The following is a 16,163-nucleotide window of genomic DNA, read 5'->3' as shown; positions in this document are numbered from 1 at the left end:
TGAAGAGTTGAGCGTATCTTTTGTTCGAGAATTTCAATTGTATAAATAATAATAAATACCAAGTAGCCTTCCCTATTTTATGCGTATGTACGTTATTTTGCTGAAATTTACTCAACAGATCTCTCTTCGTAACTAAAAAATAGAAAGAGCCTAGGAAAAATGATTCCTAGGCTCTTTCTATTTTAAAAACAAGCTTTTGTTAGCATTCGGGAATTAATTACTCCTTCTGCTCTGTTAGTTGACCATCTTTCATCACCAACACGCGATCACAATGTTCAATCAAACGAGTATCATGAGTCACCATAATCGTTGCTTTTTGTTTTTCTTTGGTTTCTTCAGCTAATATTTTTACTACTTCATAAGCTTTCTCTGAGTCAAGACTTGCTGTTGGTTCATCTGCCAAAATAATTGTTGGGTCATGGTACAATGCACGTGCAATTGCTACACGCTGACGCTCTCCTCCTGATAATTCTTCAGGATATTTATCAAGCAACTTACCTACGCCTAACTGTTCTAACAACTTAATCCCATTATCTAGTCGGTTTTCTTTACTAACTTTATCGACCAATTTTAATTGTTTTTTTACAGTTAAAAAAGGAACCAAATTAGATGCCTGTAAGATAAATCCAATTTCTTTAAAGCGTAAAGCTGCACGTTGCTTTTCTTTTTCTTCACTAAACGGTCGATCGTTAATCAGCACTTGCCCAGCAGAAGGAGCCTGTAGCCCCCCAGCAATTGTTAAGAGTGTACTTTTGCCAGAACCAGAAGGGCCAATAATTGCCACAAATTCTCCTTTTTCAACTGAAAAATTCGTTTCCTTTAAAGCCTCAATAACAGAATCACCATCTTTAAATGATTTTTTTACTTGTTTAAATTCAATTGCTTTCATTATTTTCTCCTATCCGATAGCTTTTAATGGATCAATTTTCACAATTGTTCTGACAGAGAACAAAGCACCCAAAACTGCTATCACAATCATCAAAATACTGATACTTAAAAAGAACAGAAGATTTACTTGAAATGGCACAGCTTCAGGTAACAGTAAACTTGTCCCCAACGTTCCCACTAATCCCGTTGCCACCCCGATAATTGCAAGTAAAAAAGTCTGAACAATCACTGAATTAGCAATGTATCGACTAGAAATTCCTTGTGCTTTCATGACACCAAAAACATCCGCTTTTTGCATAGTCAAAACATAGATAAAGATCCCAATCACAATAGCAGCAATCACAATTAAAAAGCCAATCATAAAGCCAAAAGTTAGGACTTGTGCGCTATATCCAGGCAAATCATTTATGAATGTCTTAATACTTATTTTTTTTAGATCGTCTGGAATTTTACTTACGTTTCCTCTCGTAACAATCGCATTGACTCTCGTTTTTTCACTAGTTTGACTGCCCTGTGTTTCAAAACGAATTTCTTGATAAGCCCCCACTGTTGTATACAAAACTGGGGCAACACTAAACTTTGCATTCTTCGTGAATCCTACAATTTTTAATTTTTTATCACTGCCCGCAAGTTGAACTGTGTCACCTAAACTCAGCTCATACTGCTCTTTTACACTACTATCCGCAACTGTTTCATCATCGGAATGGAACATTCTCCCATCACTGATTTTTGGAGCTAAAAATTGATCTTGATTAATTCCAAAAAAAGTAACATCAATTTTTTCTTTCCCTTTTTCTTTCTGTATCACACCCGCAGTCTGTGTTAGGTAGGCCTTTTCTTCTGCCTTGACCTCCTCAAATTTCGTTAATGGAATCATCGACATATTTAAATTATTATTAGCTTCATCTGCTAATAATATATCGTCTGCTTGCCAATTATCTATTGCTGTCCGATTGTCCTGAGCTAATCCATATGCTAATCCTGTTAAAAAAAATACTAGATAAGCAATCAAAAACATAACTCCAATTACCAAAGCATATCTTAACTTTGAATACCTGATTTCGTTTATTGCTAAAAACATGTCGCTCCTCCTTGCCTTCTATCGAGTAAAACAAGCGTACCATCTTTTCTTCTAAGATAAAAATAGAGTGACTTATTTACTATAAAAATAAAAAAACCTGACTATGCAGTCAGGAGGATAACATCCTTAAAAAGTTAAACATAAAGTAACTGCGTCTTTTTTAACACCAAATTGTATGTTCTGTCTTTAAATCATCTTGTTTAGAAAGCCATCGAAATAACGAAGCTAAACTAGGAGAAAATTCAACAGAACTTAGCTCAGAAATAAATTGTACACCTTTAATTTTATTAGGCTCATTTAATGTTGGACGCCCCGAAACCTGATGAGCAAAATAGAAATGTCCTTCCCATTCCACCCCTTCAAAAAGGAAGTCCGCTTGATAAACTTCTTCTACTTGAGAAATTCGTAAGGCAGTTTCCTCATATACTTCACGGATAGCACATTCCATTGTGGTTTCGCCAATTTCTTTTTTACCACCTGGAAAATTCCAAACATCTGCTCTATCTCTAATTATTAAAAAATCCCCAGCAGTGTCTTTAATAAATACGCGAGAAAAAACTTTCTTCATAAAATCAGTCCCTTTTGAGTTATAGCAATAATTTGTTTCCGCTTCCATATTTTAGTATATCAGATTTGTTATTCGAATTTAGGTTCTCAAAAATATTTAAAAGTAACAACAAAAACGGATGGTAAAATACTATTACTGATTTTTTTCTGATTTAATTTTCACAACACCTAGCTCAAGCGCTTTAACAACTGCTGACACGGTAGAATGAACACCTAATTTATTTAAGATATGTTGCATATGCGTGGATATTGTCCTTTGACTCATGTACAACTGAATAGCGACTTCTTTTTGCGTCTTGCCATCCGTAATCATTTGTAAGATTTTGTTTTCTTTAGCAGTTAAGCTTTCCACCATAAGTTCTTTCTTGGGAAAAATTCTGTTCCCTTTTATAACTAGCCTTAATTTTGTAATAAAATCTTCTCTGGAGCTTCTCTTAGAAATAACAGCAGCTGCACCGATACTAATCATTTCTTCATAGCATTGATTAAATGGATACTCTGTTAAAAAAACCACTTTCGATTCTGAATTTGATTCTACTAGCTTCTTTCCTTCTTCAAATCCATCCTTTCCTTCCATATGGATGTCCATCAAAACAACATCTGGGTTCTCTCTATGTACTGTGGCTATAATATTACTAGAAGTGGGAAATGTACGAAAACTAGCGACTTCTTGTGTAAGAACTTCCTCTACTCCTTTTGAAAATAACTCTTGATCATCAAATAAAATTACTTTCATTATTTACACCTCAATATCTCTTTTTCTCTCAGTGCACTTTTTCAAAAATGTGGTTCAAAAAATTAGTTGGTCTCGCTGCCCATCCCTCCCCTTAGAATCATTTAATACGTCATATTTTATCACGCTTCAATACATGGCATACGTAAATAGAGAAAAAAAGATACATTTTTTACGGATGAAATAAACATTTTTTTAGTTAATAATAAAAAAGAACACCACCCAACTTGGTAGATAATTGGGCCTATTTATCAGCATAAAATTAGTTGTTAAAGAACGAGGGACGTTTAAATGAAAAAAATGATAATTACAATGGTTATGTGTTTCAGTTTTTCATCAATAATTTTGTCACCTATTACTACTACATATGCAACAGAAACTAGCATAGACAGCTATTCAATAACTAGAGAATCGAATAAACAATGGATTGGATTTGAGCAAGAGTTTAATAATCTACGGGCTAGTCAACTACGCCAGTCTGGTACACTCGATTTGACTAGAGATCAACTTCTTTATTTAATCAATAAATATGATAATGCAGAATCTACTGTATATATCAATGGTAGAGCCTCCTTTTCAGAAGTATTTTTCTCCGGTGGATACAATGCTTTCGCTTCTAATAAAACAGCTATGGTAAGTTTACGTGATAATCTAGGTGCGAGTGCAACATTATTACAAGTAAATGGCACATTAGGTGGTGCCCTTGCCGGTGGACCTGCGGGGGCTCTTATTGGACTAGTAGGAGCTACCATTCTAGCATCAAGATTTAGAGATGGTAACAATGATAGGAAAAAATGGATTAGTGTTGGCTCAGCTAAAGGAGGAATCCGAATTACTCTTACCGATGAGTTCCCAATTGCTAATTTAAAGACAACGACTCAAAGTCCAATCAAAAAGTTGTAATTTTATGTTACTAACGAAGTATCTAATGTTTCTTATTTGTCTGATGACATTTGGAACCTACTACCACTTAAAAATCAAAAAAAAGAGAGAAACGGTGTTAAGCAGAGCACTGCTTGTCATTTATCTTTTAGTAAATTTACTATTTATTGTATTGCATCTCTGATCTAACCCTTCGCAAAAAGAGCAGCCTCTGAGTCGTTTACTCAAAGGCTGCCTTTTCTTTTACTTAGTTGTTTTCTATTTAACTACGTTGAGAATCTCTTGATAAATATTTTCAATATTCAGCAAACCATAGTCTCTCTTTGATATTTCAATCACAGGAATTTTAGGAAATTGTTTTTCAATGTCTTTTTGCGCAAAACTAAATGACGGTGTCAATAGAATAACATCTGCTTGTTCTCCGTACTTATTTATTTGACTAGATTCATAGGTGTCTACTATGACTTTTTTTCCACTTTTATTCATTAGTGACTGTAATTTACTATTCAAAATTTGTGTCTGTAACAAGCCTTTATCACTCATAAAACTACCACTTAAATCAAAAATCAGGACTTTTGTATCAGTTGAAACTTGCTCTATATTCGTGTTTTGAGAATTTTCCATCTGCTTACCCCTTTTCATTTTTGAAAAAAGAGAATCAAAAAGTGTCTGCTTAGTATTACCTGAAGTATCAGTAACGGAAACATCTAACGACTAAGTCTTAAACGTATTTGAAGATACGGATTACTTAACGTTTTGCTCCAACTTAGATACTGCTTGAGGTGTGACATTCAAGATTTCTGCTAATTCTTTTTGCGTCATTTCTTTTGATTGTCTTAATTCTTTTATTTTCTTTCCTATTTCTACTATCAATGTACTCCTTGAAGAATAGTTTGGCAATGTACGCTTTGTTGCGCTCACTTTTTTGACTCAGCGAACAGTTGAATCATTACTTACTTCCACTATAAGTCATTTCTACACCACTTAACATTCAAGGAACAACACATCTAATAAAAATTCTCCACTATTTGATGAAAAATAAAAAATCAAACTATTATTTTGTTTTATCTATTTTTGACTTTCTTCTTATCTCGTCTCAACCAAAATTTGATATATCAAATTTTGGTTGGCTATATTTTATCAATAATTCTATGTACGATCATATTCAGATGGTTCTTTAGACGATGGAAGTTTTTTAGGATAATCTGTTCGTCCCAGTAAGAAATCACTATTCGTATCATAAAAATCTGATAATATGACCAAATATTTAATCGGAATACTCCGCTCATCACGTTCATATTTTGAATACAAAGAGAAGTCACAAACTAAAATATCAGCTAACTCTCGAATGGTTAATTGGTGTTCTAATCGTAATTTACGTAAATTATTCATTATTTTCTTCCTTTTTGTTTATTGTAACTCATCTATCTCAATATAAGAAAACAGTTCCCTCCTCTCTACTAGCCTGGTACCCTTTCAACTAAGCCTTTCTAGTGTTTAGTACCTTAGTTTAATCCTCAATCTAAATACCCCCTAATGGTATGCGAAATGCTGATATATCCCCTTATTTATTCTCTTGTTGCCAACTGTCTATCACTTGTATGCTGTAAAGAAACGTTATTCAATCATTTACAAATAACGCATATTTACTTCTGAATTTTGTCATTCTTCCAGAGTTATCCACTGTGGAAAACTCTGGTTCTTTTATTTAATCCACAAAAGAAAGGTGTAAGACTATTGTCCCACACCTTTCTTTTCATCGAAAATACTGTTCCACTTTTTTTATTGGAATAATCCACATCAATAATATCAATACATTCACGATCAAAACTGCAATAGGAGCGACTAACCACCCCAATAATAACCCTAAAATATTCAGTCCAATAGATAGATAAGATTTCCGATAGTCAATCAACAGTTCTTTCACGATGCTTTCTTTTTTATTTACTTTAGCAAGTTCTCTCGCTAAAAAATAATAGGTAACATTAGCAAACAATGTGACTAAACCATAAATAAGCTCAGGCACGAGACTATTTATGTATTCACTGATCCAAGCAGTCGCAAAAGGGAATAACGATAAAGAAAAAATAAAGATACTATTTCGCCACAATACCTGTCCGTTGATTTTTTTGACCACTAAAAACAAATGATGGTGGTTATTCCAATAAATAACCAGTGTAAAGAAACTGATAACATAAATTAAAATTTTATGTTCGAGTCCAATCAACGCCGACCACGTATCCGAACCAGGCTGATGTAATTCTAAAACTAAGATGGTCATAATAATTGCAATAACTGCATCTGTAAATGCTTCTAAACGATTCTTTGTCATAATTTTCTCTCCTTTCGCTTATTTTATATGGAAACATTCAAAAAAAGCAAAAGATAATCATCTGAAGTCTGATGAAATAATCAGTCTTTAGTTGGACGTGAAAAAAGTAAAAATTTGTTAAACTTTCTATATAGAAAAAAACATATGAAATGAGGGAATAGTTCATGGGACAAAAAAATATACTTGGAAAAGTATTCTTGTTAATTCTTTTTCTAATCATCGCTAGCTCTATCATCAGTCTTTTTGTTGGTTTATTAAGCGGATTCTTGTGGTTTGCAATCAAATTACTTATCCCATTGGCTATTGCTATTTGGCTAGTTCGATTGATTACAGGAACGTCCGGTAACAATAGACGATACTACTAGTTATTGCACGAAAAAAATGGCTATAGCTTACAGGACCCTTTCGAGCAATCACTAAAAATGCTGCAATTTTATGATTCATTATTTAACAGAAAACAACCAGAGAAAAATTTTCTCTGGTTGTTTCTTTGAGCAAAACTGCCGTTACATTCATTTTATCCTAATGCTACATCTAAAATCATCATAATCATAAATCCAAGCATGACACCAAATACAGCAAAGTGTCGTCTGCTTGATAATGTTTGTTGTGCCTCTGGAATTAACTCTTCTACAACAACGTAAATCATCGCGCCTGCGGCAAAAGCCAATGCATAAGGCAACAATAGTGATACTTTCGTTACAAGCAGTGCACCTAGCACACCTGCTATTGGTTCAACCACACCTGAAGCCTGCCCATACCAGAACGCTTTTCTTCGACTTAATCCTTCTTGTCTCAATGGAATCGATACTGCTGCACCTTCGGGGAAGTTTTGAATACCTATTCCTAAAGCAACCGAAATGGCCGCCAACGTTGCTGCCTTAGGATCACTAGCATTGGCTGCTGCGCCAAATGCCACCCCTACTGCCAATCCCTCTGGAATATTGTGTAGTGTAATCGAAAAAACCAATAAAATTGTTCGTTTCAAATGTGTTTGAAACCCTTCTACTTCATGTTTTGGACCAAAGTGCATGTGAGGCAACGTCTTATCTGCTATGTAAAGAAAAACGCCACCTAAACCAAATCCAATACTTACGACCAACCAGGCAATGTCGCCATTTTCTTCTGCTTTTGAAATTGCTGGATCTAACAATGACCAAAAACTAGCAGCAATCATTATCCCCGAAGCAAATCCCAACATCAAATTCAATAACTCTTTCTTAATCTCTTTAAAGAAAAATACAAGTGCTGCGCCTAGCGCTGTCATAAAATAAGTGAATCCTGTTCCGACTAATGCTTGTTGCCATGAATCCAATCCTAATAACCAGGTAACCATTGATTTCTCCTTTCTCATTTACTTATTCATCATACTAAAAAAAAGAGTTTTTCGACACCTATCACGACTTATTATGTGAAAAAACGAATTAGTTGGGACAAAACAAAGAAAGAGTTATACTGTGTCTAACAAAGCAAAAGGAGTGATACATCATATGTCAACAATTAATTCAGGCGTAGCTATGGTCAAAGTTTTAGAAAGTTGGGGCATTGATCATATCTATGGTATCCCTGGTGGTTCCTTTAATTCCATCATGGATGCTTTATATCAAGAAAAACACTCTATTAAATATATTCAAGTTCGTCACGAAGAGGTAGGTGCACTAGCAGCTGCAGCTGACGCTAAACTAACTGGTAAAGTTGGGGCTGTATTTGGCTCAGCTGGTCCTGGGGCAACACACTTAATCAACGGACTGTACGACGCACAAATGGATCATGTACCAGTAGTCGCCTTTCTTGGACAAGTCGCTTCAAGTGCAATGAATTATAATGCTTTCCAAGAATTAAATGAAAACCCTATGTTTGCTGATGTTAGTGTTTATAACCGAACAGTAATGACACCAGAAAGTCTCCCTCATGTAGCTGATGAAGCAATTAAAGCTGCTTACAAATACAATGGTGTAGCTGTGGTAACTATTCCTGTTGATTTTGGTTATGCAACTATTGAAGAACAAGAATTCAGTACAGCCTCCACCTATCAAAATAATGTTTTATTACCAAAAAAAGATGAAGTAATCAAAGCTTTACCATACATCAGCGAAGCGAAAAAGCCTGTGCTTTATATTGGGCAAGGAACTCGTGGAGGATTTGAACAGATCAAAGCTTTCTCAGAACATTTTTCAATGCCTGTTGTTTCTTCTGTTTTAGGAAAAGGTATTGTTCCAGATAGCTATCCTAATTTTCTTGGTTTTGCTGGTCGTGTTGCTACCAAGCCTGCAAACGAAGCTTTGGCTGAAGCAGATTTAATTTTCTTCGTAGGAAGTGATTTTCCTTTCGCCCAATACTTCTTTAATCCTGATGCAAAATTTGTCCAAGTAGACATTGATGCTTCAAAATTTGGTCGTCGGCACCAAACTTCGCTAGCCATTTTAGGTGATGCCGTCACAACATTGCAAACGTTGGTTGAACTTGGAGAAGCACGACCTTCAGATAACTGGTTGCTTGCTAACCAAAAAAATAAAGAAAATTGGGTAAATTGGCTTCAATCGTTCGCAACTAAAGCTGATAAGCCAATCCGTCCCGAAGCTGTGTACAATGAAATCAATCGTATTGCAGAAGAATCAGCTATTTTTGTAACAGATGTCGGTAATACCACAATCCAATCTATTCGTTTATTAGATTTAAATGGTCAACAAAAACATACAACATCTGGTTGGTTTGCCACGATGGGTTACGCTGTTCCGGCCGGGCTTGCTGCAAAATTAAGTTATCCTGAACAACAAGTTTTTACACTTAGTGGTGATGGTGGCTTTGCAATGGTCATGCAAGATATTATTACTCAAGTAAAATATCAATTACCTATTATCAATGTTGTTTTTTCAAATGAATCCTTTGGTTTTATCGAAGCTGAGCAAGAAGATTCTGAACAAAATAAATTTGGTGTCTTTTTGGAAGGTGCTGACTTCGGAAAAGTAGGGGAAGCGCTAGGTGCTGATGGTTTCACAATCACTGAATTTTCACAATTGCGCCCTGCATTTGATGCTGCAGCAAAATCAACTCGTCCAGTCGTCATTGATGTCAAAATTTCAGACAAACGTCCACTACCAGTTGAAGATTTACATTTGGATCCTCGTCTCTATTCAGCTGAAGAAATTGAAAGTTTTAAACAAAAATACGAAGTACACGACATGCCCGTCCTTCATGAAATTTACGAAAATCTATAAAACTATAAAAAATAGCGTATGCTCAAAAAGCATACGCTATTTTTTCATTTATTATCTAAATGCATAAACAATATGAGTGATTCCAAACATCATGAAGTAAAAACCAACTAAAAAACTCAAAGTCAATGCTGAAGAAATTGGGTTAAATAGTAACACAATTCCTAAGAAGATTCCTAAAATATTGATAATAACTGTAAACCAATAATATCCTGTACTAATATTTTTTGCCAAATCAGTAACAAATAAAGCAAATATCGAATCAATGATGAACCAAACAGCAAATACAAATGGTAAAGCCATCACACCTGCATTTACATTAAACAGGAAAAAAATCCCAATTAAAATATCAATAATCCCAACTACTAAAGGCATTTTTGCTTTATAACCAGTTAACTCTTTCAATCGATTACGTCCAATAATTTCAAAAATTCCCTTTAAAAAAGCAAACACTGCAAACACCATAACAATAGCCACTAAATTTCCGACAGGATCTTGAAATGATAATAGCGATACAATCACAAACAAAACCCCTAACAGCAAGGAGCCCCAATCAACCGATCTTCTATTTTCATTCATTTTCATACCTTCTTTCTTTTATTTACATAACTAATACTAAACACTCTTTCGATATACGTCAAAATTTATGCTGTCTATCTGACAAAAAAATTTTTGATCAATTTTTTTACGTTCCACGTGAAACACAATTAAAATTGGTATTACCTTGAAACTTTTACCTTTCCCCTTTATAATTCTATAAGACTCAAATTCGTCAAAACTACTATAGATATAAGTGAGGAAAAAAATTGATTACTGTAAATGATGTAAGTTTGCACTTTTCAGATCGCAAACTATTTGATGACGTTAATATTAAATTCACTCCCGGAAATTGTTATGGATTGATTGGTGCAAATGGAGCAGGTAAATCAACTTTCCTTAAAGTTTTGTCTGGAGATTTACAACCGTCAACTGGGAACGTTACTTTAGGCCCTGATGAACGTATGGCAGTATTGAAACAAAATCATTTTGATTATGAAGAATATACTGTTTTAGAAACTGTTATTATGGGTCATAAACGATTATATGAAGTAATGAAAGAAAAAGATGCTTTATATATGAAAGAAGACTTTTCCGATGCTGACGGTATTCGTGCCGCAGAATTAGAGGGAGAGTTTGCTGAGCTAAATGGTTGGGAAGCTGAACCCGAAGCAGCAGTTTTATTGCAAGGATTAAATATCCCTGAAGAATTACATCATCAATCAATGAGTGAATTAACGGCTGGTCAAAAAGTCAAAGTTTTACTAGCGCAAACACTTTTTGGTAAACCTGATGTATTACTACTTGACGAACCTACCAATGGGCTGGATATCCAATCAATCAATTGGTTAGAAGAATTTTTAATTGAATTTGAAAATACTGTAATCGTAGTATCCCATGACCGCCACTTCTTAAACAAAGTTTGTACACACATGGCAGATTTAGACTTCGGCAAAATCAAACTTTACGTCGGTAACTATGATTTTTGGTTAGAATCTAGCCAACTTGCAACAAAACTCCAAGCAAATGCAAATGCAAAAAAAGAAGAACAGATCAAAGAGCTACAAGAATTTATTGCGCGTTTCAGTGCAAATGCTTCAAAATCAAAACAAGCAACTTCACGTAAAAAAATGTTAGAAAAAATTACTTTAGATGATATTCAACCATCTTCAAGACGCTATCCATTTGTTGGATTTAAACCTGAACGTGAAATTGGAAATGATCTTTTACAAGTAGATAATGTGAGTGTAACCATTGATGGTAAGCAAATCTTAAAAGATATATCATTTACTTTGAATAAAGAAGATAAAGTTGCTTTCATAGCAGATAATGATATTACAACCACTACCTTATTTAAAGTAATCATGGGTGAAATCAAGCCTGATACTGGTACTGTTCGCTGGGGTGTTACAACAAGTCATTCTTATTTAGCAAAAGATACTACAAAAGAATTCAATAATGACTTAACGATTCTTGACTGGTTACGTCAGTATGCAAGCAAAGAAGAAGATGACAATACATTCTTGAGAAGTTTCTTAGGTCGAATGCTCTTTTCTGGAGAAGAAGTCCTAAAACCAGTTAACGTTTTATCTGGTGGTGAAAAAGTTCGTTGTATGCTTTCAAAAATGATGCTTTCAAAAGCGAATGTCTTAGTACTCGACGACCCGACAAATCATTTAGATTTAGAATCAATTACTGCTTTAAACGATGGATTGATGGCTTTCACTGGTTCTATCCTATTTGCTTCCCATGACCACCAATTCATTCAAACACTAGCAAACCGCATCATTGCTGTTTCTGATAAAGGTGTAATTGATCGTGCAGATACAACCTACGATGAGTTTTTAGAAAATCCTGATATTAAGAAAAGTATGGATGCATTGTTCTCATAAAATAAACACAAAAAGCGTAGAGACAACTTAACCGTCCTACGCTTTTTTGTTATGGATTATTGATATTGATTAACGACTCGTTCCCATTGAAAAGATAGCAATACAACCATAACCAGTATGGCTAGCAATCGTTGGTCCTAAGGGGTAAAGTACAATGTTTTTTACTTGGATTTTTTCTTCTAATTGTTTCTTAGCTTTTTCGGCACTTTCTAAATCACCAGCGTATGCAATATAAATGGTTTGTTCAAGAGGTGCTACGATTGATTGGACCGTTTCATCAACAATTTTTTGAATGGATTTATTTCTTCCACGAACTTTGTCAACATTTGTTAAACGTCCAGCTTCATCAACGGTAATGATCGGTTTTACACTTAGAATGCTTCCTAAGGTTGCACTTGTCTTAGAAATTCTTCCCCCACGCTCAAGATGTTTTAAATCATCGACAGTTACCCAAGAACGCACTTTTAAATAATTATTATTCAACCACTCTAAAACTTCTTTAAGTGGCTTGCCTTCTTCTTTTAATCGAGCTGCCGCTAAAACCAACAGTCCTTCGCCAACACTAGCTGCTTTCGTATCAAAAACATAAATTTCTGGATTTTCATACTCTTCCTTCAATAACTCAACAGCTTGCATTGCACTACTATAAGAGCCACTCATTGAGCTAGAAAAAGCAACATAAAGGACAGGAATCTTTTTTTCAACATATGATCGGAAAAATTCTAAATAGCCCCCCACATTTATTTGAGAAGTTGTTGGCATTGCTTCGCCTTTTAATTCATTCATATATTTTTCATAATCAAAAGTTTTTCCCAAGTCGTCAATTAATTCTTCGCCATTTAGCTGAATCTTCATTGATAAAAAATCGACATTTATTTCTTCTAATACCTGATAAGGTAAATCACAACAAGAATCAGTCACTATTTGATACACATTATTCAACTCCTTTTTATTCTTAACCCGCCTAACTACTACATTATAACAAACGTCTTGCAATCAAAAGGAATTTATGGCCAGTATTTACAAAAAAACTTGAAGCAACATGAATAAATTCAAGGTTACTTCAAGTTTCAGCTGTTTTTTATTAAAAAGTTTCCCCAAGATGATAACTCACTTCTAAAAGAAATGTCCTGATTCAGTTATCTATGTGGGCTGAAACGTCCTAGATTTGCGCCCATACGCTTTCTAAGATGTTTGTTTGGTTTCTATCTGGTCCAACTGAGAAAGTAGAAATACGCACGCCTACAAGCTCTGAGATACGTCTCACATAATTACGAGCATTTTCTGGTAATTCTGCCAATGTTTTACAACTTGTAATATCTTCAGACCAGCCTGGTAATTCTTCATATACAGGCTTGCAACGTTTTAATTCTTTCAAGCTAGCTGGGTAATGATAGATTAACTCTCCATCTAACTCATAAGCTGTACAGATTTTTACTGTGTCTAAGCCACTTAACACATCAATAGAGTTAAGTGAAAGGTTTGTAATCCCCGATACACGTTTTGAATGACGCATAACAACCGTATCGAACCAACCAACACGACGTGGTCGACCAGTTGTTGTACCATATTCGCGACCGATTTTACGAATTTGTTCACCAGTTTCATCAAATAATTCAGTTGGGAAAGGACCATCACCTACACGTGAAGTATAAGCTTTACATACACCAACCACTTTGTTGATTTTAGATGGGCCAACACCACTACCAATTGTTACGCCTCCAGCAACTGGATTAGATGAAGTAACAAACGGATAAGTTCCTTGATCAATATCCAACATAACTCCTTGTGCACCTTCGAATAACACACGCTTTCCAGCATCTAACGCATCATTTAAAATGACTGAAGTGTCTGTCACATATTGTTTAATTTGTTGCCCATATTCATAGTATTCTTCAAAAATCTCATCAAATGAAATTGGCTCAGAGTCAAACATTTTAACAAATTGACGGTTTTTGTCTTCCAAATTCATGCGTAAACGTTCTTCAAAAATTTCTTTATCTAATAAATCTGCAATTCGAATCCCTACACGTGCTGCTTTGTCCATATATGCAGGTCCGATTCCTTTGATCGTTGTTCCAATTTTATTCTCACCTTTAGCATCTTCTTGCAATTGATCCAATTTAATGTGATATGGCAAGATGACATGTGCACGGTCAGAAATTCTTAAATTGTCCGTCGTAATATCTTTTTCGTGTAGATAGGCAAGCTCTTTTACTAAAGATTTAGGATTAACAACAACACCATTCCCAATCACACTGATTTTATCTTTGTAAAAAATCCCAGAAGGAATTAAATGCAGTTTATACGTAACACCACTAAATTTAATTGTGTGTCCTGCATTATCGCCACCTTGGTAACGTGCGATTACTTCTGCGTTCTCACTAAGAAAGTCAGTGATTTTTCCTTTCCCTTCATCGCCCCATTGTGTACCTACTACTACTACAGATGACATTCGAACACCTCATTTTATATTATTTGATCCTGAACTATTGTACCAAGTTATGCCTATATATTCAAACAAAATTCGAATGATATTTTATTTTTTTTTGTAAAAACGGTTTATTTACGAACGTTTTGCAAATTATTTAAAAAATTTCCATAATAAAAAAAGCTTGGCTTTACTGTCTACACAATAAAAACAAACTTTTTTCAAAAAAATTTATTAGAATTCTTCCCTCGGTGAGAGTGAAGAAAACTTATTATATTCTTTAATAAATAGTAGCTCAACAGTCCCACGTGCACCACTCCGGTTTTTCTCAATGATTACTTCGATTACATTATCATTTTGTGGTTCTGTCGCTTCTCCGTCTTCTCCGCTTTCACGATCATAATAATCATCACGATATAAGAACGCTACGATATCGGCATCTTGCTCAATAGATCCAGATTCCCGAATATCACTAAGAACTGGACGTTTGTCTTGTCTCTGTTCTACACCACGTGAAAGTTGGGATAACGCAATTACAGGTACTTTTAACTCTTTTGCCAATTTTTTCAACTGACGCGAAATATCAGACACTTCTTGTTGACGATTTTCTCGCCCACTCCCTTCAATCAATTGTAAGTAATCAATCAAAATCAATCCTAAATTTCCTTTTTCTTGTGCTAGTTTTCTACATTTCGCACGAATTTCAGAAATCTTGATACCAGGAGTATCATCAATATAAATATTGGCTCGTGATAAACTTCCCATAGCAACAATTAAGTTTGACCACTCTTCCTCTGATAATTGACCTGTTCGTAAATGACTAGCCTCAATGGATCCTTCTGCACAAAGCATACGATTTACTAATGATTCCGCACCCATTTCTAAACTAAAAATTGCTACAGCACGATCTGTTTTTGTTCCAACATTTTGAGCAATGTTCAGAGCAAAAGCTGTTTTACCTACCGCTGGACGAGCGGCAATGATAATTAATTCTTCTGCTTGAAAACCTGCAGTCATTTTATCTAACCCTTGATACCCTGTCGGTAACCCGGTAATTTCTTCATTATTTTGTGCTAGCTGATCAATATTTTCAATTGTGGAGTTCAAAACTTCAGCAATTGATAAAAAACCACTACGATTTCTTTTTTCAGATACTTCTAAAATACTTCGTTCTGCGTCGTCCAAAATCGACTGAACTTCTTCACCTTGTTCAAAGCCCTTAGTTACAATTCCAGTTGCTGTTTGGATTAAATTTCGCAACAGAGATTTTTCTTCAACAATTTTGGCATAGTAAGCCACATTTGCAGCTGTAGGGACCGCCAAAGCAAGTTCTGAGAGGTAACTTAATCCCCCAGCATCTTCTAAAAGATTTCCTTGCTCTAATCGATCCTTCACAGTTACAACATCTATCGCTTCATTTCGATCATTCAACTCAATCATTGTTTCAAAAATAATTTGATGACCACGACGATAAAAATCTTTTGGCTCTATGTATTCCATGGCATCAATGATCGTTTCTGCATCAAGAAAAACAGAGCCTAAGACTGCTTGTTCCGCTTCAATATTTTGCGGTGGAATTCGATCCTGCCACACTTCACTCATACT

16 protein-coding genes are annotated in these 16,163 nt (G+C 34.9%); 3 read left to right on the top strand and 13 right to left on the bottom strand.

Features of this window, described 5'->3' with window-relative positions; all coding sequences use genetic code 11:
- Positions 1–217 precede the first annotated feature (217 nt).
- The 4 genes from IGJ66_RS00135 to IGJ66_RS00120 all read right to left on the bottom strand — a co-directional run bounded on the left by IGJ66_RS00135 (position 218) and on the right by IGJ66_RS00120 (position 3,272).
- Positions 218–889: an ABC transporter ATP-binding protein gene (locus IGJ66_RS00135; protein WP_067483612.1), complete on the bottom strand. Its 672-nt coding sequence runs from the start codon at positions 887–889 to the stop codon at positions 218–220.
- Positions 890–898: 9 nt separating this feature from the next.
- Positions 899–1,969 (bottom strand): ABC transporter permease, encoded by a 1,071-nt coding sequence (locus tag IGJ66_RS00130; RefSeq protein WP_067483614.1) that lies wholly within the window; start codon positions 1,967–1,969, stop codon positions 899–901.
- A 160-nt stretch (positions 1,970–2,129) separates the two neighbouring features.
- Positions 2,130–2,537 carry an NUDIX hydrolase gene (locus tag IGJ66_RS00125; RefSeq protein ID WP_067483616.1) on the bottom strand — a complete coding sequence of 136 codons (408 nt, stop codon included), beginning with the start codon at positions 2,535–2,537 and terminating at the stop codon, positions 2,130–2,132.
- Positions 2,538–2,669: 132 nt separating this feature from the next.
- On the bottom strand, positions 2,670–3,272 hold the full coding sequence (locus IGJ66_RS00120) for a response regulator transcription factor (RefSeq protein ID WP_270375926.1): 603 nt from the start codon (positions 3,270–3,272) through the stop codon (positions 2,670–2,672).
- Positions 3,273–3,560: 288 nt separating this feature from the next.
- Here IGJ66_RS00120 and IGJ66_RS00115 point away from each other — a divergent pair, with 288 nt between their 5' ends.
- Positions 3,561–4,172 (top strand): hypothetical protein, encoded by a 612-nt coding sequence (locus tag IGJ66_RS00115; RefSeq protein ID WP_430616665.1) that lies wholly within the window; start codon positions 3,561–3,563, stop codon positions 4,170–4,172.
- Between the two features lie 237 nt (positions 4,173–4,409).
- Here IGJ66_RS00115 and IGJ66_RS00110 read toward each other — a convergent pair whose 3' ends face one another.
- From IGJ66_RS00110 to IGJ66_RS00090, 5 genes are all read right to left on the bottom strand, one after another.
- Positions 4,410–4,775 carry a hypothetical protein gene (locus tag IGJ66_RS00110; RefSeq protein ID WP_071869221.1) on the bottom strand — a complete coding sequence of 122 codons (366 nt, stop codon included), beginning with the start codon at positions 4,773–4,775 and terminating at the stop codon, positions 4,410–4,412.
- A gap of 120 nt (positions 4,776–4,895) precedes the next feature.
- Positions 4,896–5,024, bottom strand: coding sequence for a helix-turn-helix transcriptional regulator (locus IGJ66_RS00105; RefSeq protein ID WP_231885402.1), 129 nt, complete (start codon positions 5,022–5,024; stop codon positions 4,896–4,898).
- Positions 5,025–5,300: 276 nt separating this feature from the next.
- Positions 5,301–5,543, bottom strand: coding sequence for a helix-turn-helix domain-containing protein (locus IGJ66_RS00100; RefSeq protein WP_067483624.1), 243 nt, complete (start codon positions 5,541–5,543; stop codon positions 5,301–5,303).
- A gap of 364 nt (positions 5,544–5,907) precedes the next feature.
- Positions 5,908–6,483, bottom strand: a complete 576-nt coding sequence (locus tag IGJ66_RS00095; protein WP_067483626.1) for a TMEM175 family protein — start codon at positions 6,481–6,483, stop codon at positions 5,908–5,910.
- A gap of 517 nt (positions 6,484–7,000) precedes the next feature.
- Positions 7,001–7,819 (bottom strand): ZIP family metal transporter, encoded by an 819-nt coding sequence (locus tag IGJ66_RS00090; protein WP_067483631.1) that lies wholly within the window; start codon positions 7,817–7,819, stop codon positions 7,001–7,003.
- A 154-nt stretch (positions 7,820–7,973) separates the two neighbouring features.
- On the opposite strand from IGJ66_RS00090, the gene spxB reads away from it, so the two are divergent.
- On the top strand, positions 7,974–9,701 hold the full coding sequence (spxB, locus tag IGJ66_RS00085) for a pyruvate oxidase (protein ID WP_071869222.1): 1,728 nt from the start codon (positions 7,974–7,976) through the stop codon (positions 9,699–9,701).
- Positions 9,702–9,752: 51 nt separating this feature from the next.
- On the opposite strand, the gene IGJ66_RS00080 is transcribed toward spxB, so the two are convergent.
- Positions 9,753–10,277 carry an HdeD family acid-resistance protein gene (locus IGJ66_RS00080; protein ID WP_067483636.1) on the bottom strand — a complete coding sequence of 175 codons (525 nt, stop codon included), beginning with the start codon at positions 10,275–10,277 and terminating at the stop codon, positions 9,753–9,755.
- 227 nt (positions 10,278–10,504) lie between these two features.
- Here IGJ66_RS00080 and IGJ66_RS00075 point away from each other — a divergent pair, with 227 nt between their 5' ends.
- Positions 10,505–12,127: an ABC-F family ATP-binding cassette domain-containing protein gene (locus tag IGJ66_RS00075; protein ID WP_071869223.1), complete on the top strand. Its 1,623-nt coding sequence runs from the start codon at positions 10,505–10,507 to the stop codon at positions 12,125–12,127.
- A gap of 69 nt (positions 12,128–12,196) precedes the next feature.
- Here IGJ66_RS00075 and IGJ66_RS00070 read toward each other — a convergent pair whose 3' ends face one another.
- The 3 genes from IGJ66_RS00070 to dnaB form a co-directional block, all read right to left on the bottom strand.
- Complete coding sequence (locus IGJ66_RS00070; protein WP_430616664.1) at positions 12,197–13,060, bottom strand: DegV family protein; 864 nt, start codon at positions 13,058–13,060, stop codon at positions 12,197–12,199.
- A gap of 229 nt (positions 13,061–13,289) precedes the next feature.
- On the bottom strand, positions 13,290–14,582 hold the full coding sequence (locus IGJ66_RS00065) for an adenylosuccinate synthase (RefSeq protein WP_067483642.1): 1,293 nt from the start codon (positions 14,580–14,582) through the stop codon (positions 13,290–13,292).
- 210 nt (positions 14,583–14,792) lie between these two features.
- On the bottom strand, positions 14,793–16,160 hold the full coding sequence (dnaB, locus tag IGJ66_RS00060; protein WP_075491787.1) for a replicative DNA helicase: 1,368 nt from the start codon (positions 16,158–16,160) through the stop codon (positions 14,793–14,795).
- Between the last annotated feature and the right edge of the window lie 3 nt (positions 16,161–16,163).

This window comes from Enterococcus sp. DIV0176 (assembly GCF_050528535.1).
In the GTDB taxonomy this organism is placed as follows: Bacteria; Bacillota; Bacilli; order Lactobacillales; family Enterococcaceae; genus Enterococcus_B; species Enterococcus_B thailandicus.
The sequence above is the reverse complement of the archived record's forward strand: the minus strand, read 5'-3'. Positions and strand labels throughout refer to the sequence as shown.

Coding starts and splice junctions, on each gene's coding strand:
- IGJ66_RS00135 (WP_067483612.1), bottom strand. CDS start 889: ATGAAAGCAATTGAATTTAAACAAGTAAAAAAATCATTTAAAGATGGT.
- IGJ66_RS00130 (WP_067483614.1), bottom strand. CDS start 1,969: ATGTTTTTAGCAATAAACGAAATCAGGTATTCAAAGTTAAGATATGCT.
- IGJ66_RS00125 (WP_067483616.1), bottom strand. CDS start 2,537: ATGAAGAAAGTTTTTTCTCGCGTATTTATTAAAGACACTGCTGGGGAT.
- IGJ66_RS00120 (WP_270375926.1), bottom strand. CDS start 3,272: ATGAAAGTAATTTTATTTGATGATCAAGAGTTATTTTCAAAAGGAGTA.
- IGJ66_RS00115 (WP_430616665.1), top strand. CDS start 3,561: ATGAAAAAAATGATAATTACAATGGTTATGTGTTTCAGTTTTTCATCA.
- IGJ66_RS00110 (WP_071869221.1), bottom strand. CDS start 4,775: ATGGAAAATTCTCAAAACACGAATATAGAGCAAGTTTCAACTGATACA.
- IGJ66_RS00100 (WP_067483624.1), bottom strand. CDS start 5,543: ATGAATAATTTACGTAAATTACGATTAGAACACCAATTAACCATTCGA.
- IGJ66_RS00095 (WP_067483626.1), bottom strand. CDS start 6,483: ATGACAAAGAATCGTTTAGAAGCATTTACAGATGCAGTTATTGCAATT.
- IGJ66_RS00090 (WP_067483631.1), bottom strand. CDS start 7,819: ATGGTTACCTGGTTATTAGGATTGGATTCATGGCAACAAGCATTAGTC.
- spxB (WP_071869222.1), top strand. CDS start 7,974: ATGTCAACAATTAATTCAGGCGTAGCTATGGTCAAAGTTTTAGAAAGT.
- IGJ66_RS00080 (WP_067483636.1), bottom strand. CDS start 10,277: ATGAATGAAAATAGAAGATCGGTTGATTGGGGCTCCTTGCTGTTAGGG.
- IGJ66_RS00065 (WP_067483642.1), bottom strand. CDS start 14,582: ATGTCATCTGTAGTAGTAGTAGGTACACAATGGGGCGATGAAGGGAAA.
- dnaB (WP_075491787.1), bottom strand. CDS start 16,160: ATGAGTGAAGTGTGGCAGGATCGAATTCCACCGCAAAATATTGAAGCG.